Here is a 25,914-nt window from a genome sequence, read left to right on the forward strand (position 1 = left end):
TAAATTTACGCTATCTTTTCAACACGCCATGATTATGATGTGCCTTCAGTATTACAAATCAGAGTATCAGCATGAAAACGGAACATCAGTTGGCGGTAATGCACTGGGGAACCTATCAGGTAACCACTGAGGGTGAACGCATCTCTTCAATTTCACCGGTTGGCTGGGATAAAAATCCTTCGCTGATTGGTCAGTCGCTTACCGAGTCGGTAACCGGTAATTCTCGCATTCGTCGCCCGGCGGTCCGTTTAGGATATTTAACCGGTGGTCCGGCTTCACGCGATGGGCGCGGTAAAGAGCCCTTTGTTGAGGTGAGCTGGGAACAAGCCATTGCCCTGGTCGCGCAAGAAATGCGTTCGGTTCAGAACCGCTGTGGTAATGAGGCTATTTTTGGCGGTTCTTATGGCTGGGCCAGTGCCGGACGCTTTCATCATGCTCAAAGCCAGTTACACCGTTTTCTGAAAGGTTTTGGCGGTTATACCGCCAGTACCAACACATACAGCAGTGCTGCAGGTGAGCGTATACTGCCACATATTCTCGGCCCTCTGAGTCCGTTACACCACCAGCATACCCACTGGTCTGTGCTGGAAGAACATTGTGAAGTGTTTGTGGCTATTGGTGGCCTGCCGATACGCAATGCCCAGGTAAATGGCGGCGGTGCCAATGACCATATGCTGAAACACTGGCTGGAACGTCTCCAGCAGAAAGGTGTAAAGTTTATTAATATTAGCCCGGTCAAAAACGATCTCAGCGCAGTGCCTGACGCCCAGTGGCTTGCCGTTAAACCCGGCACGGATACCGCATTACTGCTTGCCTTGTGCCATACCCTGATTAGCGAATCGCGTCACGATCAGGCCTTTGTTGATAGCCATACTGTCGGCTTTACTCCCTTCCGCGCTTACCTGCTGGGCGAGACTGACGGTAAGGCGAAAACAGCCCGCTGGGCTGCGGGTATCACAGGGCTTGATGAACAAGTCATTATCGACTTGGCACGTACGCTTTCGGAAAAACGCAGTATGGTCAATATTTCCTGGTCGATTCAACGCGCTCGTCAGGGGGAACAAGCCTACTGGGCTACCGTCGCCCTGACAGCCCTGCTTGGGCAAATAGGTACACCCGGCGGTGGTCTGGCATTCGGTTATGCCTGTACTAATCTCGCCGGTGCTGGTCGGGTCTCATTTTCGGGCCCACGCTTGCCGGCCGGGAAAAATAAGGTAAACAGCGTTATTCCTGTTGCCCGTTTGTCCGATATGTTGCTGCATCCGGGTAAAGAGTATGAGTTTGATGGCCAGCATCTCAATTACCCGGATATTCGCCTGGTTTACTGGGCCGGAGGCAATGCGTTCCATCATCATCAGGATCTTAACCGCCTGGTTGAAGCCTGGCGTCGCCCGGAAACCGTGGTTGTTCATGAACAATACTGGACCGCACAGGCAAAATTTTCTGACATCGTGCTTCCCGTTACGACTTCACTGGAGCGCAATGACATCGGCAGCGCCGCCCATGACGGATTTATGATAGCCATGCGTCAGCAAATTCCTGCAGTGGCAGAAGCCCGTGATGACTACAGGATTTTCTCAGACTTGGCTGAAGCCCTGGGTTTTGGTGAGCAGTTCAGCGAAGGCCGCAGCGCTGAAGAATGGTTGCCGACACTCTATGAAGCCTCCCGGGATCGCGCAGAGCAGGATGGTATTACACTTCCTGCTTTTGACGATTTCTGGGAACTCGGTAAACTGGAGTACGCCGCGCCACAAAAACCGCAGATTTTCCTGTCTGACTTCCGTGCCTCACCTGCGGATTTCCCTCTCTCAACCCCCTCGGGCAAGATTGAACTCTATTCTGAAACGGTGGCAAGTTTTGGTTACCGCGAATGCCCGGGTTACCCTTTCTGGGACGAGGAAGAAGCCCGTTTTCAAGCACAGCAGGCACAAAATTGGCCGCTGCATCTGTTATCCAGCCAGCCACGGACCCGACTGCATAGCCAGTACGATCACGGCACTATCAGTCGCCAGACCAAGATAAAGGGACGTGAGCCGCTGTGGATGAATCCACAAGATGCCGAACTCAGGGGCGTCAATGAAGGGGATGTGGTACGGGTATTTAACCAACGAGGAGCTATTCTCGCTGGAGTTCATATTAGTTCACAGATTATTCCCGGTGTCGTGCAAATATCTACGGGCGCCTGGTATGACCCATTAGATCCCGCAACGCCAGGATCTCTGGATAAGCACGGTAACCCTAATGTATTAACTGAAGATCAAGGAAGTTCGCGTCTGGGCCAGGGTTGTAGCGCACAAAGTTGCCGGGTCGAGATAGAACTATGGCATGAAGAATTACCGCCGATTACCGCCTTTAATCCGCCGGAATTTGTGGTGATTAAATAGCGTCTATCGCAGGCTAAACCGCACCCGTTATATTAACGGGTGCGTAATTTCTTTATTTAACCGTATCAAAAAAATCAACCACCCCGTTATGCAAATGATACATACTTCCGACAATCTTTATTTTATTGTCATCCTCCAGTTGTTTTAATACCGGACTACTTTTCCTGATATTATCAATGGTCAACTGGACATTTGTTTTTGCAACTGCATCAACAAAATCATCATTATTGCCTGAACGCTCACCTTGATAAACGGTTTCAGCAATAGCCGGTTTAATTTTTTCCAGCAATCCAGTCAGATTACCTAATTCAGCATTATCAATCGCGCCTCTTACGGCACCGCAAGCAGTATGCCCCATCACCAGAACAACTTTGGCTCCGGCAACGGCACAGGCAAACTCCATACTTCCCAGTATGTCGTCGTTTTGAATATTTCCGGCAATACGAGTATTAAATATCTCCGCAATACCTGAGTCGAATATAATCTCAGCCGGGGCTCTGGAGTCAATACAACTTAAAATAACCGCGGCCGGATACTGACCTGTTTTGCTGTCCAGCTTTTGGGCAACATAATCATGCTGAACCATTTTCCCTTCGCGGAATCTTATATTACCTTCTTTAAAGTTTTTGATTATTTCATCTGGTGTCATGTTGTCACGTTGCTCTTTCGTCAACGTAGAAGCAAAACCAATGGAGGGTAAAGTCACACCACTGACACCCATCACCGCTAATGCTGATAATCCTGCGGAACGTTTTAATAATGAACGGCGTGACAATGCAGATTTACTCATATTCTCACCTTTAATTACGTTATTTAGGGATTGGATAATCAGGCAATATATGGTTTGCATTAGCTACAATGGCATTCCCTTGCCCTATGACGCCTTAATAAATAAATCAGCTTTTGTTTATAAAGTTGAATTGATTTCAAGCTAACATAAATTATTTCTCTGTTCTATACATTTTTATAAAAATAGCAACAAATATTTATTTCAGGAAATAAACATCATTATTAACTCAAAAAAAACCATAAATAAATTTAATGTTATCATTGTGATACATTATATTCTGAAAACTATAAAACCAACTTATGAAAATTAACTGGAGCAAACTGAATTTAATCCCTCCTCAAAGAGCAGCAATTACACCTTATTAATTTCATTTTGAATTTAAAAAGAAATAAACCAACCGCCATTAATCGGAAAGAGAAAATATGATACTGAAAAGGGGAATTGCTAAACTGGTAGTGGAGGTTTATTCAAAACGACGTTTAAAAAGCATCAAATACAATCTATAAACATACTGATAAACTCGCCATTGACCGGAAAAAATCACTCTGGCGGCCTCGACAGGTGTTCTTACTCTATCCCATGCTGGATGCTTCTGCCCGATTTGCCAGTAAATGAATATACAGATACGGTCGAGGTCATACCTCGATCGTATCTGTACCGTTTTAATTTCGCGTCGACGGACACCACATCAACAGTTCTTTAAGACTTTGTGTATTTCTTGGAAACAGTGCCAGTACACTACGATAGTTCTCCGCATGCTTAGGATAACCGCGAACGGATTGCAACATAACCCGTAACGCACTGTCCCAGATAATTCCCTGTAAATCACTGTACGGCCAGAGATCGGGTTCGCAGATAAAGGGCACCAGGTAATCTATACCCAGCTTTACACCTCGTCCGTCACGAATGGTATTCCAGCGATCAAAATCAATATGCTCGGCATAACGGTTGAGCAACAGATGCGCTTCAAGATTAAACAGTGAATAGTGGAACGGAATAGTCCGTTCCAGCTCCATGGTCTGTTTACCATCCTGGTCAATTTGCGCTGCCATACGCTGAGTGATACCTTGCTCGATGATTCGAGCCACTAAACCTCTGTCACCGTAAAATAACGCATTGACCGCCCGCTGCGCGTCATACCAGGTACCATGGTTGTTGTGCCAGACATACTCCGAATGTCCGATATCGCTGTAATACATCCAGTGGTTAAAATCGCGGAACCACTGGTGTAAACCAATAATATCATCCGTGTCCAGAACGCCTTCAGCACTGATAAGGCCAATAGTATCAATCACCATCCACAGTAGTCGGGTATCTATTAATCCGGTTCCACGCCCAGAAACAACCCCCGGAATCGCCTGACCATAATTTAAGTGGGGATTCATACGGGTTTCAGTATTTAAGAACCAGCAACGAATTTGCTCCGCGGCGGCTTCGGCATATTTTCGCTGTCCGGTAAAATACCCGGCGAGTCCCAGAGTCAGACAACGTTCGCACATGCGAATGATACGGGTCGTATCAGTATCATTATTTTCACATTGTGGATTGGTATGTCCGTCCCGGCGAATATAAGGCAATCCATTAGGTCGACGAGGATTAGGCCACCAGTAAGTCCCCAGACTGTAATAATCATTGGCGCAGCCACTCACTGGCCTGAGTTTTTTCTCAATGACTGTTTCGGGTGCAGCTTGTAACAGAGAATTGGCTTCTTCAATAAGCTGGCTTAGGGCTAACTTTAGCGGCGAAAATGGCTGCTTCAGGCTCGCTCGCGCATTCTCGAGACAATTTTCATCAAGTGTGTACAGCTTCATAGCCACCGTGTTTATTCCCCTGCTTTTCTGATGCGAATGCCATTATCGGCATTAAAAACATGGATACCTGAAAGCTTAGGTTGCAACCAAATGGTTTCACCTTCCCGAACCTCAAGACGCTGTTTAAAGACCGAGGTAAAGGCTCCGCCTCCCGTGTTACAGAACAACTGCATATCAGAACCCGTATTTTCGATAGCGGTAATCGTCGCGGCCAGAGTATCTTCACGAGCTTCATAAACCACGTTAACTTGCTCAGGACGAATGGCATAAACCACCTGTTGCCCATGAGTCACATCCAGACCCTGCGGGAGTGCCAGTAATGAGCCATCTTTCAAACGCAAGTGTGCCTGAACGCCTTCAAGTCGGACTTCACCGTGGAGCTGGTTAATTTCTGGGGAACCGATAAAACCAGCAACAAACAGATTCGCTGGTTTGTCATACAGTTCCAGCGGAGTCCCGGCCTGTTCGATATACCCATCACGTAAAACCACAATCATCTGGCCCATCGTCATGGCTTCAATTTGGTCATGGGTGACATAAACTGAGGTAGTTTTCAAACGACGATGCAGTTCGCGGATCTCACCACGAACCTGAGTACGTAACTTAGCATCGAGATTCGATAAAGGTTCATCAAATAAAAAAACCTGCGGCTGGCGAACAATTGCTCGTCCCATCGCAACGCGCTGTCGCTGACCACCGGAAAGATCTTTTGGCAATCTTTCAAGTAACGGCTCTAGTCCCAGTAAAGAGGCGGCATCAGTGACTTTTTTATTAATTTCTGTCTTTGGTACTTTCGCCATTTTTAAAGCAAAACCCATATTTTCACGGACCGTCATTTGCGGGTAGAGCGCATAGCTCTGAAAAACCATCGCAATATCACGCAGTTTAGGTTCAACATCAGTGACATTTTTATCATTGATATGTACCTCTCCCCCCGTAATTTCTTCAAGCCCGGCAATCATGCGTAGTAATGTTGACTTGCCACAACCACTGGGGCCGACCAGGACACAAAACTCGCCATCAGGAATGGTCAATGAAACGCCTTTAATCACCTGTGCATCACCATATGATTTACGCACACCGTTCAGTACAACAGATCCCATAATGCCCCCTTATCCTTTAACCGCGCCGGACATAATTCCGCGATTGAAATGTTTTTGCAGCCCCAGGTATACGATGATGCTTGGCAGCATCGCCAGCAGAGTAATCGCAATAAAAATATTCGGTGTAATGCTCTCATCTGTACGTAACGTACCTAAAATCACCGGGATCGTGTTGAGACTATCCTGATTAACAACAATGAGCGGCAACAGATACTGATCCCAAATCATGATGAATCCGAAGGTCACAACAGTACCCAGCGCCGGTTTCACCAGCGGTAAAATAACGTGGAAGAAAATCTGCCATTCGTTACAACCATCAATACGCGCAGCCTCTTCCAACTCTTTGGGGATGGCTGCCATAAATTCACTTAATACAAAGATGGAAAAAGCCCAACCGACAATCGGCAATATCATGCCGAGATAGCTGTTATAGATAGAGACATCAAGCAATGGCAGACGCCAGTTGATAATCATATAAAGCGGAATAGCGATAACTTCTTCCGGTAATATCATGGTGGATAAAATCACCAGACTCACCACTGCAACACCACGGAATTTCTTTCGTGCCAGTGCATAGGCTGCAAGGGCACTGACTGAAACCTGCAAAATAGTGCCGAAGAATACTACCACCATCGAGTTCAGCAGATAGCGCCAGACACCAATGTCCTGCCAGGCGAAGATAAAATTTTCCAAAGAAAACTCATTCGGCCAGGCGAGCAGTTCACCCGGTTTAACCGGCGCGCCACTGAAGGCCGTCGCAACAATTCCCCAAAACGGCCCGACAAAAACAAACAGCAGTACTGCATAGATGCACCAGCGCCCTGCTATATCCCAACGTTTACCTAACATTTCAGCTCCTTAGTAACGTGCGATACGCTTTTTCAGCGTCAGATGACAAATGGTTAAAATCACCGTAAAGCTGAACAGCAAGAACGACACCGCAGAAGCGTAGCCATAATCGAACTGTTCAAAACCGAGCTTATAGATATGGGTCATTATCATCTCAGTCGAGTTAGAGGGTCCCCCGCCAGTGGTGGCGTACACTTCAGCGAAGACTCGAAAACCGCGAATAAAGGAAAGCATTAAGACCACCGACAGCGCAGGGATCATGCCAGGCAACGTCACGTAGAGCAGACGATTCCACCAACTGGCACCATCCACATTTGCAGCGTCATAAAGATCCCGACTAATACCTGCCAGTCCGGCGATAAATATCACCATGTCATAGGGGATAGCTTTCCAGATATGCAACAGCATGATTATCCATATCGCCTGATCAGTACTGGCAAGAAAGCCCTGATCTTCTATTCCAAACCAACTTAAGAACTGATTAACGACACCATTTGGTGTTGGATTAAACAGAATTCGCCACATTTCTGCGACGATTGCCGCACTGGTTACTGCCGGTAAAAAGATAGCGGTACGGATAAAACGTAAATGACGTGCCGGGCCTTCCAACAACATTGCCAGAAAGAAAGCACAGAATGCGGCAACAACCATAGTGACGACTACATAGAGTAAGGTATTCCATACCGCGGCATGCAGTGCCTGATCGGCAAAAGCACGGGCAAAGTTTTCAAACCCGACCCACTCATCGGGCTGATTAAAATTCACCTTATAGAAGCTCATAACCAGCCCCTGAATCATGGGGATGAATTTGAACCAACTAAAGATAATCAGAGCTGGCATCAGAAACAGCCACGGGATCAGCGCGCGTTTACGTTTCGGCGTCAGCCAACCCGTTATGCCGGAAGATAAGCCTCTGGGGGTCGGAGTCGATTTTGTTTCATGCATACTCATGCCTCTTTGCCTCATTTAGCCAGCACGTCTTGCTTTTCCAGCTCGCTATTCACTTTTATATTGAGCGCATCGAGTTCCTGCGCAATATTGCCATCGCAGTTAGCGAGAATACGATTAAAGCCTTCGGCGGTTATCTGACGCACAGGAGTCCAGTTTGGAATTTGCGGAACATAGCGGCCTTGGTGGTTATACAGGCTGGCAAAAGTAGCCCAACGGTCATCCTGATAGACTTCTTTTACATCGACATCTTTATTGACAGCCAGGCGAACTACCGGAATATTTTTCGAACCTTTACCCATACCGATTTCCTGACCTTCTTTCGAAATCATAAATTCGATAAATTTGCGCGCTTCTTCTTTCTGTTTGCTGCTCTTCATCAGGAATACAGTTGTTCCTTCCGCCAGCGTGGCTGAATTTTTCGGGCCTTCGAGAGTGACAACTTCGTACTGTTCTTTACCTGGGTCTCTATCAAATACCGCAATATGGTAAGGCCCAGTGAAGAACATCCCGACTTGTCCGGAACGGAAGGATGGAATGACATCAGCAGTGGTAGCATTTATCGCACCAGGCTGAGCGACTTTTTCGCAGATCATGGTACGCATGAAATTAATCGCTTCTGCGACTTCTGGTGTATTAAGCGTGGCGGTAAATTTACCGTCTTTCTCAGAGACATAATCTCCACCAGCCTGCCAGATAAATGGGGTTAAAAACCAACTGGTATAGCCGCGAGTGGTTGAACCTGGAATATTAAACCCGTAAGTATCATTTTTTCCGTTACCGTCAGGATCCTCTTGGGTGAAAGCATGAGCCAGTTTCATGACGTCTTCCCAAGTTTTCGGTTGCGGATAACCTAGTTTTTCACGCCAGTCTTTACGCACAAACAAAGCAAAGGTTTGCGCCGAGGTTGGTACACCATAATATTTACCGTCGATATAACGCGTACTGTCCCAGGCGGTAGAATAAAGGTTATCGCCACCCGCGATAGTTTTTGGATCTATCTCATCAACGATACCGAGCTGAATAAACTGACCCAGCGAAGCGGCATCATTGAAGATAAGGTCGGGTAAGGCATTACCGGCCGCAGCACGCGCCAGTCGCTGTTCAAAATCAGTCGTAGCATTGAAATATTCGATTTTTATACCGGTTTTTTTCTCAAAAGCTTCTGCTTCTTGCTGGTAAATATTTTTAGAATCGTTACTGGCGCGGATCCAGACATTTAGCGTGGAAGCGGCAAAACTTTGCCCGATCCCCAGCCCCAAGGTCGAAATGAGTAACAGTGAACGTAATTGATTCGTAGACATGGTTCCATATCCTTTATTGTAGGGTCGTAAGATAAATAAAGATGCTGCCAGTTGATATATCCCCCGGCAATTAATAAGAAAAATAAAAAACTTTCTTATTAATTCACTTATTACATTAAAAGTATTTCAGCGCATTGAATTATTTAATAGAAAGGAAAGTGGCAATGCAATAAAACAAAAAAGAAATTGTATTTTAAAATGAAAAAACTTGACCCATATCACTACAAAAAACTTTAAAAAAAATATTAAAAATTAAAATACAAATTAAATCAATTACTTAAAATATTTCACAATTACCTGTGAATTAGGTTGTTTTCTTTAAAATGGTAAATTACGTGATCCAAGACACAATTATTCGGGTGTTTTTTAGTCAAATTGACAAACAAGATCAGCATCACAAAAAAAAACTTTACGCCTTTTAAACTCCCACAATCAAATTTGAAACAATGTTTCCCTTTGATAAAGACCACTATTATTTAAATTTATACAAACACCGAAAAATATATCATTCGTGAATATTATTGTGTTCGATATTTATACTTAAGGATTATTTTTATGGCTCGATTATCGTACCGCAGCGCTTTATGTCTTGCTTTCGTATTATCCGGAACCAGTATCGGATTATATGCAGCAGAGACGGGTCCCTATGTTATTGATAATAAAGATTTAGCTTTAAGTCTCGAACAAATTCGTGCAGGTAATCCTCTGTTTATTAAAGCAGAAAATGCTTTAATCAAAAAAGCTAATCTGGCACTTAAGCAACCTTTGCTCTCTGTTATGGATAAAACATTGCTGGCGGCGAGCGGCGATAAGCATGATTACTACAGTTTTCCACCTTACTGGTGGCCGGACCCGTCTAAAAAAGATGGTCTGCCCTATATTCGTAAAGATGGTCAGACGAATCCCGATGCCAACAGCGATGCTACCGACAAAAAACGTCTGGTGAAGATGAGCAATAATGTCTATGACCTCTCACTGGCCTGGTATTTTACCCAAGATAAAGCCTACGCTGAAAAGGCCGTAGAACAAATCCGCACCTGGTTTCTGGCCCCCGCGACTCGTATGAATCCAAATCTGGCTTATGCTCAGGCGATCCCCGGCATTAATACCGGACGCGGTATTGGGATCATCGATAGCCGGGCACTGGTGCAGGTGGTTGATGCTATCGAGTTACTACGCCCGTCAGGTTTAATCAGCGACAGTGAATATAAACAACTACAGCTTTGGTTTGGCGATTTTTATCACTGGATGGTCACCAGCGATAATGGCTTTGAGGAAGATAACTGGCATAACAACCACGGTACTTATTACGATCTGCAAGCAGCCACTTTTGCCTTGTTTAGTGGCAAGACTGAAGAGGCTAAAAAACGTTTAAATATCACGCAGATTCGCCGTATTCCGGGTCATTTTGATACTGAAGGTCGTCAGATGGGTGAACTGGAACGGACACGTCCATGGCACTACAGTAACTTTAATCTGGAAGCCTATAGCCAGTTAGGGAAGCTAGGTGAAAAAACGAAGGTTGATGTCTGGAATCATGAAATTGATAAGCACAATCTGTTGAAGGGTTATACCTATATTGCCAGTTTTGTGGATAGTGAAACACCGTGGCCATGGAAAGATCTCGATAAAACTGATGATAAAAAAGCCCTGTTTAATCTTTCCAGAGCGGCGCTTGCCTGGCCAGATAATGCCTTACTCAATGCTAAGGCTCAGTATTTGCAAGCCAAGTATCCGGAAGATATTACCATTCTGATAGCACCACTACCGGTTCAGTCTGCGGGCGGAGATAAAAAATAATGATGCAATTCAACGGGCAATGGCCAAAAATTGCCTCTCGTGCTGTGCATAGCAGCACTGTTGAACAGCTGAGTACGGAATATGCACCGCTGCTTGATGCACCAGTGCATATTCCGCAAAGCGGCATTGCCAGCTGGAATCTGTACTATTTTTGCCCGCAGCATAGCGTGCGACTGGTCTGGGACAAAAACGAACCAACCCGTCATTGTTGCCCTGTTGATGGCGAAGTCTTTAGTGGCGAACCTTATGACAGTGCATGGTGGCGCGTGATGAATGGCTACAACGCAAGCGCTTGCTATCACATGGGTTTGCTGTGGCAGTTAACCGGTGAGTCTCGTTACGCTGACAAAGTCGCTGAGATACTACTCGGCTATGCCGAGTTCTATCCCGACTACGAGGTCCACGGCAATATTCCCCATAATGGCCCCGGGAAGATGAATGCCCAAACTCTGTGTGAGGCAAATTGTATCCTTGATTTAGCACTAGGTTACGATTTTATTGTCGATACCCTGAGTACTGAACAGCAACAATTTATCACTAGCCGGTTACTGCGCAGTGCGGCCGATTTTCTCAGTCACCACCGTAGCCCACAAATTCATAATCATGAAGTGAAGATCAATGCGGCCTTGGCAATTCTGGGCTTTATACTTAAAGATGACTCCCTGCTCGATTTAGCTGTTAACCAGATCTATGGTCTGCGCTGGCAGCTTGAGAATGGTTTATTAGACGAAGGATTATGGTTTGAAGGTTCTGTCCATTACCACTTCTATGCGCTCCAGGGATTTTTTGCTTTTGAAAAAATGGCGTATGGCAGTCCATGGAGCCTGACGAATGGCCCATGGTACCAAAAGATGCTGAATTTCCCGCTGAGGTTACTGCTGCCAGGTGGCACGTTCCCGCGCCTGAATGATTGTATCGCCGGACAAGAACAGTTACATCATAACGATATTTACGAATTTGCCTGGCATATCTGGCAGAACCCACACTATGCCGCAGTACTGAACTTCACTGATAACGGTAAAAAAACCCTGGAAGCATTGCTCTGGCGCGATGTGCCATTACCGACGCCTGTCGAGCCCTTGTTACCGACAGGATCCCTGTTTGCGCCTGATGCAGGACTGACAATGTGGCGTCGTCCTGGCAAGGACGAAGTGATTATGATTAAACACAGTCCTTATGGTGGAGAGCACGATCATTACGATCGCTTAAGTCTACTTATTTGGCAGGACAGTTTTCCACTGCTACCAGACTTAGGTACCACCGGCTATGGTGCCCGAATGCACTATGACTACTACAAAAATAGTGCCACACATAACACGATTACCGTTAATCAGAGTAACCAACCGCCCACACATCCTGTCGTGCTCAACTGGCATCAAGGAGATAACTACTACTGGCTTGACTGTGAAGCAGACTGGCGTAAAACACCACCAGCATTAAATAGCCATACTCGCGTCGAATGGGATGCTCATGCCTGGCGTGATATTCGCTTTCGTCGTCGTTTATTGTGGATAGATGATGTTTTAATAGATTTGTCGACTGTTGATAACCCACATCATCAGCAACTGGACTGGACTTTGCATTTATCAGCAAAAGCACTCGACCAAAGTGGCTTACCGGCAGTATTTGCTGAGACGGGTCCACTACAGATTATGCGCGACGCTACTGTTATTCCATTACAGCATTGTCAGCCACGTCATTTTTCTCATGCGCAGGGCACTCTGGCACTCTGGCTGGCTGGTACTGAAAAAACGGAGTTATGGCAAGGATATGCACCAAATAACCCAGCGCTAACCGACCTCAGCTACCTCGTTTTACGCAATCGGCAGCCTCAAGCCTGGTTTGCCTGCGTCTGGGACTTTACCCGTACCACTCCGCTCACTGAGGTGAACATACAGAATAGGCCTGAACATACCACTTTGACTTTACGGCGGGCTGAGCATACACAACAGATAGTGATTTTTCACGATCCACATTCATTACCGGAAAGTAAGCAGTCATCCCTCTTAAAGGTGCTGTAAATATTACTCTGTCTGTTAATAACGGCGCCTTGCGCCGTTTCAGATTGCTGACAAAGAAGGAAAAAACGTGGTTTTTCCTTCTTTGTGTTATTAGCCGAAAATCAATTCATTGATTTTACTGTTTATTTTCGTAAATAAGCGCTAAGAATTAGATATCACTTTAGCTTTGTCATCAGTCTCTAACGGCGTCTCGCGCCGTTTTCTATTCGATTAAGTACCCATAAATGAATTTGAAATGCCGTTTCTTTTTGATCCTTATTGCCATTGATCCACTTTATTGAAACGCAGTAAGGTATCTATAAGCACCATTGTGTTTATATTTGATAACGGAGTATTTTGCTCATGGCTCGATTCTCACCCTGGAGTGCTTTAGGTCTTGTCTTTATATTATCCGGAGCACAGAGCGGCTTATATGCTGCAGAATCAAAACCCTACATCATTGATAATAATGACTTAACATTCAGTCTTGAACAAATTCAAGCCGGTAACCCTCGCTTCCTTAAAGCCGAAAATGCCTTAATTCAAAAAGCTAACTCAGCGCTTAATCAGCCTTTGCTCTCAGTGATGGATAAAACACTGGTGGCGGCGAGTGGCGATAAGCATGACTATTACAGCTTTCCACCTTACTGGTGGCCAGATCCGACCAAAAAAGACGGTCTGCCCTATATTCGTAAAGACGGGCAAAACAATCCTGACGCCAGTAGTGATGCCACGGATAAAAAACGCCTGGTAAGAATGAGTAATAATGTCTCTAATCTCGCGCTTGCCTGGTATTTTACCAAGGATCAACGCTACAGTGATAAAGCGGCAGAGCAAATTCGCACTTGGTTCCTTAACCCTGCTACGCGTATGAATCCTAATATGGCCTATGCTCAGGCGACACCTGGCGTGAATACCGGACGTGGAACAGGCATTATTGATACTCGTGTGCTGGTCAATGTTGTGGATGCTATTCAGTTATTGCATTCATCAGGTGCAATAACTGAGATTGAATACAATGCGTTAAAAAAATGGTTTGGTGAATTATATTACTGGATGACGGTCAGCCCGAATGGACTGAAAGAAGACAGCGGAAAAAATAACCACGGAACCTGGTATGATCTACAGACAGCCACTTTTGCGCAATTCAGTGGCAAGACTGATGATGCTAAAAAACGCCTGAATGTCACACAGAATCGCCGAATTCCAAATCATTTTGATGCAGAAGGCAAACAGATGCGTGAAGTTGCCAGAACGCGTTCGTGGCACTACAGTAATTTCAATCTGGAAGCCTACAGTCAGATAGCCGAACTCGGTGAAAAAATCTACGTTGATATCTGGAATCATAACGTCGATAACCATAATCTCCACAACGGCTATCGCTATATCGCCAACTTTATAGACAGTAAAACGCCGTGGCCATGGAAAGACATGGATAAAATGGACGACAGAAAAGCCCTGCTAAGTCTATCCAGAGCCGCAAAAACATGGCCTGATGACACACTGCTTAACGAAAAGGCGCGCTATTTACAGGCTAAATATCCTGAGGATATTACTATTTTGCTCGCCCCCTTACCGGTAAAACCAGAAGATAAAGGTGCTCACCAATAGCATCAAGTCTCGACCCATACGCAATAAACGCTATGCCCGACGGGCATAGCCGAGATAATATTTCGCTAATTTGAGGCGTATACGCCGTCAAACCCCTCTTAGTCCCAGGCAGCTTTCCTCTTCCTTTTTTATAAAAAAGTCATCGTTTGTCTTAAGACGAAACGAATCAGCACAATCTATTTCCGCTAACAGGATCTAATAAAAATAGTATTAATAACTGAATGTAATATCGCCAATGGCCATCAGTCACTTTGATTACGATTATTTACTGTCACCTGACGATAGGCTGACAAATATTGATTGGGATCATCTTTATTTGTTCGGCGTTTAGTAAGATGCCCTCGGATTTTACTTGTACAGAATTTACTCCCCTTTAAGGGGAGTCTTTTTTTAAAACAAACTGCAAGAAACGTTCCCATCCAGAATTTAACACCATAAAACTCGTTTAATATCGGCTTAATATCCTGTTATTAAAAAGCGCATTCGATGCCTCACTCTTCCAAGAATCAACCATCTGATTGATTTTTAAATATACTGTGTGTCATCTGAATCCCTTCAGAAGCAGAGGGACTTCGGTGTTAGATGATTTGTCTGTTATCACAAATAACAGGCGTAGTTAATCATCAAACCAGGCTTCAAGGGGATCCTCCAGCATTAACCAGCTTGCCAGACCTGCAGCCATTTCCTCATCGCTAAGCAAAGCATCATTAAGCTGTCTCTTTAATGACTGCTCGTCCATATCGATACCAATAAAAACCAGCTCCTGACGAGCATCACCTACACCATCCAGCCAGTGCTTCTGAATCAATGCCAGAGACTCTTTATCACTTGGCCAGTTTGCCCTCGGCACGCTCGCCCACCAGATCCCTCCGTATCCTTGACGAGCGACACCTCCCGCCTGGGACCAAGTCCCGGCATATTCAGGCCGACTGGCTAACCAAAAATAGCCTTTAGAGCGAACCACATTACGCAGATTTTTTTCCATCACCTGCGAAAAACGCAGTGGGTGGAAAGGACGACGAGCCCGGAAAACAAAACTGGTAATACCGTACTCTTCAGTTTCGGGCAGATGTTCTCCGCGTAGTTCCTTGAGCCAGCCAGGTGCCTCGGCCGCCTTGTCAAAATCAAATAATCCGGTATTAAGCACCGCATCCAGAGGAACCTTGCCAAAATGAGACTGCAAAATATCCGCTCGTGGATTCAAAGAGTGAAGAATAGCCATCAGTCGGTTTACTTGTGGCTGTTCCAGCAAATCGACTTTGTTTAATATCAGAACATCGCAGAATTCAATTTGTTCGATCAGAAGATCCACAACACTGCGTTCATCATCTTCACCCAGTGATTCTCCGCGAGACTGAATACTTGCATCAGACTCGTAATCATTCAGAAAATTAAACCCATCAACGACAGTCACCATCGTATCGAGTCTGGCAATAGCGGACAGGCTGTCTCCTTGCTCATCGGCAAAGGTAAAAGTTTCTGCGACCGGCAGCGGCTCCGAAATACCGGTAGACTCAATCACCAGTTGATCGAAACGCCCTTCTTTTGCCAGACGACTGACTTCCAGCAGTAAATCCTCACGCAACGTGCAGCAGATACACCCATTGCTCATTTCCACCAGTTTTTCATCGGTACGTGATAATTCAGCGCCGCCTCCCCTCACCAAATCAGCATCAATATTGACTTCCGACATATCGTTCACAATCACCGCTACACGCCGATTTTCACGATTATTTAAAATATGATTCAGTAAGGTCGTTTTACCGGCACCAAGAAAGCCGGACAGTACTGTGACAGGCAAGCGGGTATCCGCTTGAGCATTGATGATGATTTCCGACATTTGCAACTCACTTTAATTGTTATAACATAACATAAACAAGATGTTGTTATATTATAACAATAATAAAAAAACAATAGCGCAATCGGCTATTTATCAGAGTACGGTCAGATGAATTGAGTGGTGAATTGAAGCAGAAAAGTAAAAATGGCAGCCGAAGACTGCCATTTTTACCTGGTGAAATGGTTTACGCGCGCTTACGAGATTTCATACTTTCCAGCATAACGGCGGCAATTATGATGACCCCTTTCACCACTTGCTGGTTGTAGCCTGAAATATTCATCAGGTTCATCAAGTTTGAGATGATACTTAAGATAAGTACCCCAATAATGGTATTAACCACGTTACCGCGGCCTCCAGCCAGGCTCGCGCCCCCTACGACCACTGCGGCAATCACATCCAGCTCAAAACCCACCGCCAGTACCGGCGAACCCACACCGGTACGCGTTGAGGCCAGTAATCCCGCCATGCCTGCGGCAAAACCACTGAGTGCATAAACGGCAAATTTATACCAGCCAACACGAATACCTGCGAAACGCGTTGCCGTTTCATTGGAGCCGATAGAGATAACCAGACGACCAAATGCAGTGTATTTATAAATAAAATGGGCAACCAGGGCAAAGATTATCAGAATATAAACGGGTTTAGGCAGCCCGAGAAAGTAACCGGTACCAAAATCAACCAGAGCCATATCATCAATAAAGACGGGCTGACCTTTCGAGACAATCAGTGACAGACCTCGGGCAATCGTCATCATTGCCAAAGTGGCAATAAAAGGAGCGATATTAAACGCAGTGACCAATACCCCCGAACCCGCCCCCACTAGCGCACCTATAAACAGGCTGGCAAATACCGCAGGCCAGAGACCAATTTCCGGAATAAGGATCGCTACCGCCACCGAGATCAGTGCCATAATAGAACCGACAGACAGATCGATTCCCCCGGTGAGAATAACAAACAGTAAACCTAATGCAGCCAGGCCCAATGGCACACTCTGACGCAGTACGTTGGTGAGATTATCGCCACTGTAGAATTTATCTGACAAAAATCCGGCAATCACCAGCATCAGCAGAAAAACCATCAGCGTCGAATTGTTCATTAAAAATGTCAGTATCCCCTTTGCGGCCGAAGGGGTGGTTGTCGTGTGTGAAGTTGTGACTTTTTCCATTATCTGGGTTCCCCTTTCAGACTAAAGCGCGTTTCGGAATAGCATGTTTCATAATATTTTCTTCTGTGATGTCATTCCCGGTAAGCTCACGGGTAATACTGCCTTCACTCATGACATAAACCCGATGAGAGAGATTAATCACCTCCACCATTTCGGATGAAATCAAAATAATGGCGTAGCCACGTTTGGCGAGGTCATGAATCACGTTGTAGATTTCGACTTTGGCACCGACATCAACACCACGGGTGGGCTCATCAAGAATAAGGACATCACAATCTGTATTAAGCCATTTCGCGATAACCACTTTTTGCTGGTTACCACCACTGAGGCTGGATAAGGGATCCTCTACCGAACCGAGCTTAATTTTCAGTTTATTGCGATACTCTTCGGCGAGTTTTTTATCTTTACGATGACTGATAATCCCTAAGCGATAGCAAACGTCTTTCAGACGGGAAATCGAGATATTCTCGCGAATACTTTGTGCCAGAATAGCCCCTTGTTCTTTACGACTTTCCGGAACCAGGCCGATTCCATGATTCATGGCATCTACAGGGTGATGAATCGTAATCGGTTGGCCATTTTTCTTGATGGTGCCGCTGGCCATACGGTCAATGCCGAATAAACAGCGCGCTATCTCAGTACGTCCGGCGCCGACCAGCCCGGCTAAACCGATAATTTCACCTTTGCGCACATGGAGATTGATATCCCGTAACAGAGTACGCGTGGACAAATTCTCTATCCGTAAAATCTCGTCTGTTTGCGGAGTATTCAGTTCAGGATAAAGATTCTCAAATTTACGTCCGACCATTGCGGCAATAATATCGTCTTCTGTACAAATTTTAGGGTCAAGATCCCCCATCGACTCACCATCTTTAATCACACTGATGGCATCGGCTATCATAAAAATCTCTTCCAGTCGGTGAGAGATATAGAGAATCGTCACCCCCTGACCTTTTAGCAGTTTAAGCTGGCTGAACAGAATGCTTATTTCACGTTCGGACAAGACAGCGGTCGGCTCATCGAGAATAAGGAACTTCACGTCACGGGCCAGCGACTTAGCGATTTCCACCATTTGCTGATAGGCAACACTAAGATTCCCAACCTTCTCTTCCGGTGAGATATCAAATCCCAGTCGGCTCAATACTTTGGCCGCTTTATGATTCAGTTCTTTCCAGTTGATGATTTTCTTACCCGAGGTTAAATCATCCAGAAAGATATTCTCTGCAACAGTCAAGTCCGGTGCTAAAGCCAGCTCCTGATAAATGATGCCAATTTTGTGTTCGCGGCTTTGTCCGGGAGTGGTGAAATGTACCTCTTCTCCGTTAATCTGTAGCGTTCCGCCATCTTTGATATAAATACCGGAGAGGATCTTCATTAACGTTGATTTTCCCGCGCCATTCTCACCGACAATGGCGTGCACATCTCCGTGTTTAACTTGCAGGCTGACGTTTCTCAGGGCATGAACCCCGCCAAAACGCTTTTTTACTTTGTCGATGACTATTGCATATTCTTGCATCTGGCATGCCCCATTGACGCTGTTTTAACATTGCGGGCAGAAGACATTTCTGCCCGCAATGGCGGATCAGAAAATAGAGTCTTTGTTGTAATATTTACTGACGTTATCTTTAGTTATCAGGATCGAAGGAATATAAACGTAGTCAGGGAAGTCTTTATTTCCAGCCTGGTATTTATCAATCACATCCATAACTGTATCCGTCAGCAGGTCGGGGTTATTTGAGGCGGTAGCCTGAATATCACCGCGCTGAATAGCTTCCAGTCCTCTTTTGTAGCCATCGTGTGAGAAGACTTTGACATTTTGCAGTTTATTCGCCGCTCTCAGAGACAGCACAGCCCCCAGCGCCATATCATCCATTTCGCTATAGACGCAGTTAATTTTATCGCCATGAGCAACAATTAAGTCTTCCATCGCTTTCAGGCCGCCCTGCTGATCCCAGTTACCCCAGCCCTGGCTTAACACGTTAACCTGAGTATGGTTATATTTACGTAGCTGGGCTTCCATTACGCCACGGAAGAAGTTCGTACGGCGGGCTTCGCCTACCAGGTTACCTTGGTTACCACTAATTACCACGCAATTCAGTGGCTTATCACCAAATTGATCAACGGCGAACTCGCCAATAAGAATATTGTTTTTCGCGTTATTTGCCTGCACACGCGTTACCACTGGTGCATCGAGGGAAATATCGCTGTCGAGTACGATAACCGGAACATTTTTGTTTTTAGCAATCTGAGCAATACGCTGCCCCGCTTCCGGATCCTGTGGATTCAGCACCAGGTAATTAATGCCTTGTGCCAGCATATCTTCCACATCAGAGATCTGTTTATTCAGATCGCCACGCGCATCGGTGGTAATGAGTTCATACCCGTGATCTTTGGCATGAATTTTCATGTATTCAGTCAAACCATTAAAGAACGCACCATTCAGGGTACGGTTGGCAAAGCCAATTTTCACTTTGTCATCTGCCAGAGCAGACGTTGTTGCAGTGACAGAGACCAGTGCAAGTGTGACGCCCCAAACGAGTTTTTTTATTGTCATCTTGTTTTCCTTATAGAGAGATACAGAGTGTTGCCTGTGGTAGAAAAATCGAGATTCAGATCATTTCAGTAAGTCACGCGCTTCAACCTGCTGGCGATAGAGTAAACGCCAGTGTTTTAAGCGATGTTGTAATCGTTCAAACCGGGAAGTATCGGGCACATACCGATGCCGCTCTGGCGGTTTGACACACACGGTTTGTTCCGCAGCGCCAGTTGCCAGTTGCGCAAGTCTTGCAGCACCCAATGCTCCGCCCGCCTCGCTGCCTTCATGGGTGATAATCAACAAATTCAGTACATCGGCTATCAACTGTGCCCAGTAAGGACTGCGTGCGCCGCCGCCGACTAAAGAACATTGCGTGAGTTCGGTTCCCGCGTCATTCAGCACCTGCAGACCGTCCGCCAGGCCGAAAGTCACCCCCTCAATGACGGCATAACCAAGATGCGCACGGGTTGTCGCATGCTTCAAACCACTGAATGCACCTTCAGCTAAAGCGTCGTTATGCGGCGTACGCTCTCCGGAGAGGTAGGGTAAAAACAGAGGAGCCTGCTCCCGCTGCTCATCACTGAGCTGTTCAACTTCGGCCATTAACGTACTTTCACTGCAGCCCGTTAACTGACAGAGCCAGCGCAGAGCACTTGCCGCCGTCAGCATGACACTCATTTGATGCCAGCGATTCGGCAATGCATGGCAAAAAGCATGCACTGCCGACTGTGGATTAGGCCGGTAGCAATCATTAACCGCAAATAACACGCCAGAGGTGCCGAGGGAGATAAAAGCATCCCCGGTATTGATAGCGCCAATACCCACTGCACTTGCGGCATTATCACCACCGCCACCCGCGATAATGACGCCCTCTTTCAGGCCCCACTGTGCGGCAATCTCGGCTTTTAAGATGCCACTGGCCTGTGATCCTTCGACCAAAGCAGGCATCATGTCGCGGTTTAAGCCACAGGCATCGAGCAAATCGTCTGACCAGTCACGGCGGGCGACATCCAGCCACAGTGTGCCTGCCGCATCCGACATTTCACTGACCATTTCCCCGGTCATGCACCAGCGCAGATAGTCTTTCGGTAACAGCACATATGCCGTTTGCGCAAAGATGTCGGGTTCGTGTTCAGCGACCCACAGCAGTTTGGGTGCCGTAAATCCCGGCATCGCCAGATTACCGGCAATAGCATGTAGCTGTGGGGCTTTACGCGTCAGCCTTTCGCACTGCGCGGCACTCCGGGTGTCGTTCCAGAGAATACAAGGTCGCAGAACCTCCCCTTGGTTATTCAGTAACACTGCACCGTGCATCTGCCCGGACAGGCCAATCGCACTGATCTCAGACCAGCGCTCACCGATATTACTGCGCAGTTGCTGCACTGCCTGATTCAGTGCCTGCCACCAGGCCTCAGGTTGCTGTTCTGACCAGTGCGGATGAGGACGTTGGACAGTTAATGGCACACCGGCAGTCGCCAGGATAGTGCCATTATCATCAAGCACCAGCGCTTTTATCTCTGAGGTTCCAGCATCAATGCCCAGATACATAACCAGCCTCCTCAAGGCGAGCCACGGTATCGCGCATCAGTCGGGCAAACCGCGGATCGCTTGCCAGTGGTCCAAATAATGTTTCATCGGCAGTAAAGCGTGCCAGGGCATCATCTGCTGCCAGCAGAGTATGCATGGCCTCTTCGTCAAGAACGCCATCCTGGTAGGTATAAGGCAGTTCGCCCCGATGCCAGCGTTGCAAGAACAGGAAAAACAGTGCAGGTAAGACGGCGGTCGCACGCGGTTCTGCGCCACGCTGATAGCATTCAAGAAGTGTCGGCGTGATAAAGCCCGGGATCTTCGATAAACCATCTGCCGCGACACGCTGGTTGGTATCCTGAATATAAGGATTACTGAAACGGGATAACACCACATCCCGATACGCTTCCAGATCCAGCGGACTTGGGGTTAAACAAGGGATCACATCTTCGGTAACGTAGTCCCATGCCAGCTGACGAATAGCGTCAGTTTGCGTGCTTTCATGAATATATGACTGGCCTTTTAGCGTACCTGCCCAGGCAATACAGCTGTGGCTGGCATTCAGAATACGAATTTTAGCCTCTTCCCATGGCAGCACCGATGCCACCATTTCAACACCGACATTTTCCAAAGCCGGGCGTCCGGCGATAAAGTCATCTTCAATAACCCATTGAATAAAAGCTTCACCCATCACCGGAACACGGTCTTCTATTCCCATTTCCTGACGAACCCTGTCAGCAATATCTGCTGTCGGGCGCGGCGTTATACGATCCACCATCGTGTTTGGCGAAGTCGTGTGTTTTTCTACCCAGTTGCAAAGTTCAAGATCATCACTTAACCCCAGAAAGGTCAGAAAACCGGCCCGGAAACGCTCACCGTTGTGACGCAAATTATCGCAGTTCAGTAAGGTCACAGGCTGGCCATGTTGTTTGAGTCTGGCACGTAATACACGCGCCAATGCACCATAAATGGTACGTGCTTCACCCGCGAGATCTGCCTGAATATCAGGGTGACGCGGATCAAGCCGATGGTCGGTGTCAAGGTAGTAACCGCCTTCCGTAACGGTAAAAGCGATCACTTTAGTATTTTCATCAGCCCCCTGAGCCACGATAGCGCTGAGCGACTCATCCCACGGCAGCACTTTTTTTACTGAGGTGATGGTTTCATAGCAGCGTTCACCTTCCGGTGTCACCGTTTCCAGCTGATATTGCCCCTGTTGCTCAGCCAAAGCGGCGAGAAGAGGCCCGGCATCATTGCGAATATTACCGAGGGCGATATGCCAGCGGTCATCTCCCTGTTCCAGCAGACGATGCAGATACCAGGCCTGGTGAGCACGGTGAAAAGATCCCGCGCCCAGATGCATCCAGTAATACGGTTTTGATGTTGTCATTCTCTTCCCCTTGGCATAAAACAAAAGTGAGCAATTATTTAATTGCAGGGCAATTATTCGTTTTAAAGTTAAATGAATAATTGCCCTATTACTGAGCAATAGATCACATAATCGAATATTCCACTGTCAGTGTCAGGGAGGTGATTACGCTATAGTGATGCCAGAAACCGCGCAGGCCAGGCCGATTTAATGGCGGACAGTTGACGTGGAACGCAGTAAAAAAACTTCACTATTCTGGATATCAGATGCAGTACTATGGCGAAAATTAGCTGACCAGCACGCTGGTAAGGAACAGGGCGAGTGATGACTAAAAATGATAAAAAACAGGACATGGCCGCCAGAGCCGCCTGGATGTATTACATCGGCGGACAAACGCAGAACCAGATTGCTGATGTACTTGGCGTATCACGTCAAGTCGCACAGCGTCTGGTCGCCGCTGCTTCAGAAATGGAATTAGTGCAGGTACGGATCTCTCATACTGTGGCTCAGTGCGCTTCACTCGCCGAACAAATGAAACAGACTTTTGGTCTGACTCGCTGCCAGGTGGTGCCTTCTGCAGGACTACCCGCAGAAACGGTTCAGCATATGATAACTGTCTCTGCGGCAGAGGAGATTGAATGGGCGGTTCAGCCCGAAGAACCACAAATCATCGCCCTCGGTTCCGGGCGAACATTGCGTGGGGCTGTGAAAGAGATGTCTGAAATCTCACGCCCACAGCATAGTTGCCTGTCACGTATTGGCGCTATCGCCAGCGATGGTTCCTGTACGCTCTATGATGTGTCACTGAGTCTGGCGGAAAAAACCTCGGGGAAATATTTTATCCTGCCCGCTCCTCTTTTCGCTGATAATCAGGAAGACAGAGAAGTCTGGTGTAATCACCGAATCTATAAGCTGATTAATGAACAGACCGCCCTGGCGGATGTCACCTTTATCGGTATTGGCCATATCTCTTTTCAGTGTCCATTGTATACCGGGGGTTTTATCACCGCAGAAGATGTGCAGCGCCTGCTGGATGCGGGAGCTGTGGCTGAGATTAACGGTCATTTTATCGACAACAATGGTGACAGACTGCCCGATATCCTGGACAGTCGCTGTACCAGCATTGCGCTGCAACGTTCTCCTTCCCGTCAACTGACCGCTTTCGCAGGGGGAGAAGATAAATTCCAGGCGGTTCAGGCAGTACTGCGAGGGAAATGGATCAATGGCCTTGTGACGGATGAAACAACGGCGGAACGTTTATTGCAAGACAATACTTAATGGAAAAAATAAAGCCACGCCGGTGGCTTGAGACTGATGACAAAGCTAAAGTGATATCTAATTCTCAGCGCTTATTTATGAAAATAAACAGGAAAATCAATTCATTGATTTTCGGCTGAGAACACAAAGAAGGAAAAACCACGTTTTTCCTTCTTTGTCAGCAATCTGAAGCCACGCCAGTGGTTTTATCATTTGTCTTTCGTTATTTCTAATTAGCTACCCGTTTTAATCAGTATTTCATCGACAAAGTGTTTTGCCCGAGGAATATCAGGCTCATCAACATGCTCAATGATTAACGGAATATGGGGGTGATTTTTAGCACTGTTGCAAAGATCTGATGCCACTGGCATTGCTGAAGCAGGAAGGTAAATGTCCGTCTGACCTTGAACACCGACAGATAAGACCTTTCAATAACACGAAAGGTTAATTCATCAATAACTTTGCAACAGTGCCAGAAAATTCATCTTATTCCTCATGCTCCTGCTGACTTTTTTTTAGCTGGCGCATCAGTAACCACATTCTCACCGTTCTGACTTTTAAATTTTTATCTGAAACAGATTCCTGTACTAACCCGGTATTATGCTGATAGCCATTAAAAAACAGATTCAGAACAACGGCACTAATAGTAGCCAGCATAATGCCACTATGCAGTAAAGGCTGAAGAACAGCCGGTAGCTGGGAAAAGAAATCGTTTGATAACGTGGGTGTCATACCCACACCAAGACTGATGGCGACAATGTAGAGATTGAAAGGCTTGGTATTATAATTGCAGCGGGACAAGATGCGGATCCCCGTTGCCAGCACCATGCCAAACATAACCAAACCTGCGCCACCCAGCACAAATTGTGGAATAGAAGCAACCATAACCGCCATTTTGGGTACCATGCCAAACAAAATCAAAATAGTGCCAGCCGCCACACAAACCCAACGACTGTGTACCCGCGTAATACTCACCAGTCCGATATTTTGTGAAAAAGAGGTATGGGGAAAACTATTAAACACTCCCCCAATAAGGGTTCCTACCCCATCGACTCGTAAACCACGGATGATATCCTGCGAGGAAAGTTTACGACCCACAATATCGCCCAGCGCCAGAAACATTCCCATTGATTCGATGAAAACAATGATTAACACCGCGGTCATCGTCAGAATAGATACCGGATCAAAAACAGGCATACCAAAAGCCATGGGTTTGACAAAAGCAAACCAAGAGGCGTCGCCCAGCCCTGATAAATTCACCTCATTCATCATCCATGCCAGTGCAAAACCAAAGGCGATGCCCAGCAGAACCGAGACATTCGATATAAATCCTTTGGCATAACGAGTAATTAATAAAATAAAAATTAATACTGCAAATGAAATACCTAAATAGATCGGATTACCGTACTCAGGATTTCCTTTCCCGCCTGCCGCCCAGTCAATACCCACCTGAATAATACTCAGACCAATGGAGGAGATAACAATTCCGGTCACCAACGGTGGAAACAGCGGCATTAAACGGCCAATTACGGGAGCCAGTAGCGTTGTAATTATACCAGCGGCGATGGTGGCACCGAAAATACCGAGCAGCCCGATATTCGGGTTAATACCAATCGCTAT

At 46.4% G+C, this 25,914-nt stretch carries 17 protein-coding genes and 2 pseudogenes; 5 read left to right on the forward strand and 14 right to left on the reverse strand.

Going from position 1 to position 25,914, the window contains the following annotated elements; translation table 11 throughout:
• Positions 1 to 71 precede the first annotated feature (71 nt).
• Complete coding sequence (locus Q1A40_RS02250) at positions 72 to 2,384, forward strand: molybdopterin-dependent oxidoreductase (protein WP_299997211.1); 2,313 nt, start codon at positions 72 to 74, stop codon at positions 2,382 to 2,384.
• A gap of 52 nt (positions 2,385 to 2,436) precedes the next feature.
• Here the strand turns inward: Q1A40_RS02250 and Q1A40_RS02255 are convergent, their stop codons facing one another.
• The 6 genes from Q1A40_RS02255 to Q1A40_RS02280 all read right to left on the reverse strand — a co-directional run bounded on the left by Q1A40_RS02255 (position 2,437) and on the right by Q1A40_RS02280 (position 9,189).
• Positions 2,437 to 3,174 carry a carbonic anhydrase gene (locus Q1A40_RS02255; protein ID WP_299997213.1) on the reverse strand — a complete coding sequence of 246 codons (738 nt, stop codon included), beginning with the start codon at positions 3,172 to 3,174 and terminating at the stop codon, positions 2,437 to 2,439.
• A gap of 662 nt (positions 3,175 to 3,836) precedes the next feature.
• Positions 3,837 to 4,985, reverse strand: coding sequence for an alginate lyase family protein (locus tag Q1A40_RS02260; RefSeq protein WP_299997214.1), 1,149 nt, complete (start codon positions 4,983 to 4,985; stop codon positions 3,837 to 3,839).
• Positions 4,986 to 4,996: 11 nt separating this feature from the next.
• Entirely contained in the window at positions 4,997 to 6,088 is a 1,092-nt protein-coding gene (locus Q1A40_RS02265; RefSeq protein WP_299997216.1) for an ABC transporter ATP-binding protein, read from the reverse strand.
• Positions 6,089 to 6,097: 9 nt separating this feature from the next.
• Positions 6,098 to 6,937, reverse strand: coding sequence for a carbohydrate ABC transporter permease (locus tag Q1A40_RS02270; protein WP_299997218.1), 840 nt, complete (start codon positions 6,935 to 6,937; stop codon positions 6,098 to 6,100).
• A 9-nt stretch (positions 6,938 to 6,946) separates the two neighbouring features.
• The gene (locus tag Q1A40_RS02275; protein ID WP_299997220.1) at positions 6,947 to 7,888 is read right to left on the reverse strand and encodes a carbohydrate ABC transporter permease; all 942 of its coding nucleotides are present in this window, start codon (positions 7,886 to 7,888) and stop codon (positions 6,947 to 6,949) included.
• 11 nt (positions 7,889 to 7,899) lie between these two features.
• Positions 7,900 to 9,189, reverse strand: a complete 1,290-nt coding sequence (locus Q1A40_RS02280) for a sugar ABC transporter substrate-binding protein (protein WP_299997222.1) — start codon at positions 9,187 to 9,189, stop codon at positions 7,900 to 7,902.
• Positions 9,190 to 9,744: 555 nt separating this feature from the next.
• Here Q1A40_RS02280 and Q1A40_RS02285 point away from each other — a divergent pair.
• The 3 genes from Q1A40_RS02285 (at position 9,745) to Q1A40_RS02295 (ending at position 14,600) form a co-directional block, all read left to right on the forward strand.
• Positions 9,745 to 10,989, forward strand: coding sequence for an alginate lyase family protein (locus tag Q1A40_RS02285; protein ID WP_299997224.1), 1,245 nt, complete (start codon positions 9,745 to 9,747; stop codon positions 10,987 to 10,989).
• Positions 10,989 to 13,010 (forward strand): heparinase II/III family protein, encoded by a 2,022-nt coding sequence (locus tag Q1A40_RS02290; protein WP_299997226.1) that lies wholly within the window; start codon positions 10,989 to 10,991, stop codon positions 13,008 to 13,010. The genes Q1A40_RS02285 and Q1A40_RS02290 overlap by 1 nt, the downstream gene beginning before the upstream one ends.
• A 342-nt stretch (positions 13,011 to 13,352) precedes the next feature.
• Positions 13,353 to 14,600, forward strand: a complete 1,248-nt coding sequence (locus Q1A40_RS02295) for an alginate lyase family protein (protein WP_299997229.1) — start codon at positions 13,353 to 13,355, stop codon at positions 14,598 to 14,600.
• 616 nt (positions 14,601 to 15,216) lie between these two features.
• On the opposite strand, the gene zigA is transcribed toward Q1A40_RS02295, so the two are convergent.
• From zigA to dalD, 6 genes are all read right to left on the reverse strand, one after another.
• Positions 15,217 to 16,440 carry a zinc metallochaperone GTPase ZigA gene (gene zigA / locus Q1A40_RS02300; RefSeq protein WP_299997231.1) on the reverse strand — a complete coding sequence of 408 codons (1,224 nt, stop codon included), beginning with the start codon at positions 16,438 to 16,440 and terminating at the stop codon, positions 15,217 to 15,219.
• Between the two features lie 184 nt (positions 16,441 to 16,624).
• On the reverse strand, positions 16,625 to 17,536 hold the full coding sequence (locus tag Q1A40_RS02305) for an ABC transporter permease (RefSeq protein WP_299997884.1): 912 nt from the start codon (positions 17,534 to 17,536) through the stop codon (positions 16,625 to 16,627).
• Positions 17,537 to 17,621: 85 nt separating this feature from the next.
• Entirely contained in the window at positions 17,622 to 19,121 is a 1,500-nt protein-coding gene (locus Q1A40_RS02310; protein WP_299997234.1) for a sugar ABC transporter ATP-binding protein, read from the reverse strand.
• 66 nt (positions 19,122 to 19,187) lie between these two features.
• Positions 19,188 to 20,153 (reverse strand): substrate-binding domain-containing protein, encoded by a 966-nt coding sequence (locus Q1A40_RS02315; protein WP_299997887.1) that lies wholly within the window; start codon positions 20,151 to 20,153, stop codon positions 19,188 to 19,190.
• A gap of 66 nt (positions 20,154 to 20,219) precedes the next feature.
• On the reverse strand, positions 20,220 to 21,689 hold the full coding sequence (gene xylB / locus Q1A40_RS02320; protein WP_299997236.1) for a xylulokinase: 1,470 nt from the start codon (positions 21,687 to 21,689) through the stop codon (positions 20,220 to 20,222).
• Positions 21,673 to 23,058 carry a D-arabinitol 4-dehydrogenase gene (dalD, locus tag Q1A40_RS02325; RefSeq protein ID WP_299997240.1) on the reverse strand — a complete coding sequence of 462 codons (1,386 nt, stop codon included), beginning with the start codon at positions 23,056 to 23,058 and terminating at the stop codon, positions 21,673 to 21,675. The genes xylB and dalD overlap by 17 nt, the downstream gene beginning before the upstream one ends.
• A gap of 303 nt (positions 23,059 to 23,361) precedes the next feature.
• Between dalD and Q1A40_RS02330 the strand changes: the two genes are divergently transcribed.
• Entirely contained in the window at positions 23,362 to 24,315 is a 954-nt protein-coding gene (locus tag Q1A40_RS02330; RefSeq protein WP_299997889.1) for a sugar-binding transcriptional regulator, read from the forward strand.
• 212 nt (positions 24,316 to 24,527) lie between these two features.
• Here Q1A40_RS02330 and Q1A40_RS02335 read toward each other — a convergent pair.
• Positions 24,528 to 24,635: pseudogene (locus Q1A40_RS02335) on the reverse strand (sugar phosphate isomerase/epimerase); the annotation flags it as partial.
• A gap of 145 nt (positions 24,636 to 24,780) precedes the next feature.
• A pseudogene (locus Q1A40_RS02340) lies at positions 24,781 to 25,914 on the reverse strand (nucleobase:cation symporter-2 family protein); the annotation flags it as partial.

Source organism: uncultured Cedecea sp. (assembly GCF_947498825.1).
Lineage (GTDB): Bacteria > Pseudomonadota > Gammaproteobacteria > Enterobacterales > Enterobacteriaceae > JGM124.

Bases quoted from the DNA above. Each gene is read 5' to 3' on its own strand.
- Q1A40_RS02250 (WP_299997211.1), top strand. From the start codon at position 72: ATGAAAACGGAACATCAGTTGGCGGTAATGCACTGGGGAACCTATCAG.
- Q1A40_RS02255 (WP_299997213.1), bottom strand. From the start codon at position 3,174: ATGAGTAAATCTGCATTGTCACGCCGTTCATTATTAAAACGTTCCGCA.
- Q1A40_RS02260 (WP_299997214.1), bottom strand. From the start codon at position 4,985: ATGAAGCTGTACACACTTGATGAAAATTGTCTCGAGAATGCGCGAGCG.
- Q1A40_RS02265 (WP_299997216.1), bottom strand. From the start codon at position 6,088: ATGGGATCTGTTGTACTGAACGGTGTGCGTAAATCATATGGTGATGCA.
- Q1A40_RS02270 (WP_299997218.1), bottom strand. From the start codon at position 6,937: ATGTTAGGTAAACGTTGGGATATAGCAGGGCGCTGGTGCATCTATGCA.
- Q1A40_RS02275 (WP_299997220.1), bottom strand. From the start codon at position 7,888: ATGAGTATGCATGAAACAAAATCGACTCCGACCCCCAGAGGCTTATCT.
- Q1A40_RS02280 (WP_299997222.1), bottom strand. From the start codon at position 9,189: ATGTCTACGAATCAATTACGTTCACTGTTACTCATTTCGACCTTGGGG.
- Q1A40_RS02285 (WP_299997224.1), top strand. From the start codon at position 9,745: ATGGCTCGATTATCGTACCGCAGCGCTTTATGTCTTGCTTTCGTATTA.
- Q1A40_RS02290 (WP_299997226.1), top strand. From the start codon at position 10,989: ATGATGCAATTCAACGGGCAATGGCCAAAAATTGCCTCTCGTGCTGTG.
- Q1A40_RS02295 (WP_299997229.1), top strand. From the start codon at position 13,353: ATGGCTCGATTCTCACCCTGGAGTGCTTTAGGTCTTGTCTTTATATTA.
- zigA (WP_299997231.1), bottom strand. From the start codon at position 16,440: ATGTCGGAAATCATCATCAATGCTCAAGCGGATACCCGCTTGCCTGTC.
- Q1A40_RS02305 (WP_299997884.1), bottom strand. From the start codon at position 17,536: ATGAACAATTCGACGCTGATGGTTTTTCTGCTGATGCTGGTGATTGCC.
- Q1A40_RS02310 (WP_299997234.1), bottom strand. From the start codon at position 19,121: ATGCAAGAATATGCAATAGTCATCGACAAAGTAAAAAAGCGTTTTGGC.
- xylB (WP_299997236.1), bottom strand. From the start codon at position 21,689: ATGTATCTGGGCATTGATGCTGGAACCTCAGAGATAAAAGCGCTGGTG.
- dalD (WP_299997240.1), bottom strand. From the start codon at position 23,058: ATGACAACATCAAAACCGTATTACTGGATGCATCTGGGCGCGGGATCT.
- Q1A40_RS02330 (WP_299997889.1), top strand. From the start codon at position 23,362: ATGACTAAAAATGATAAAAAACAGGACATGGCCGCCAGAGCCGCCTGG.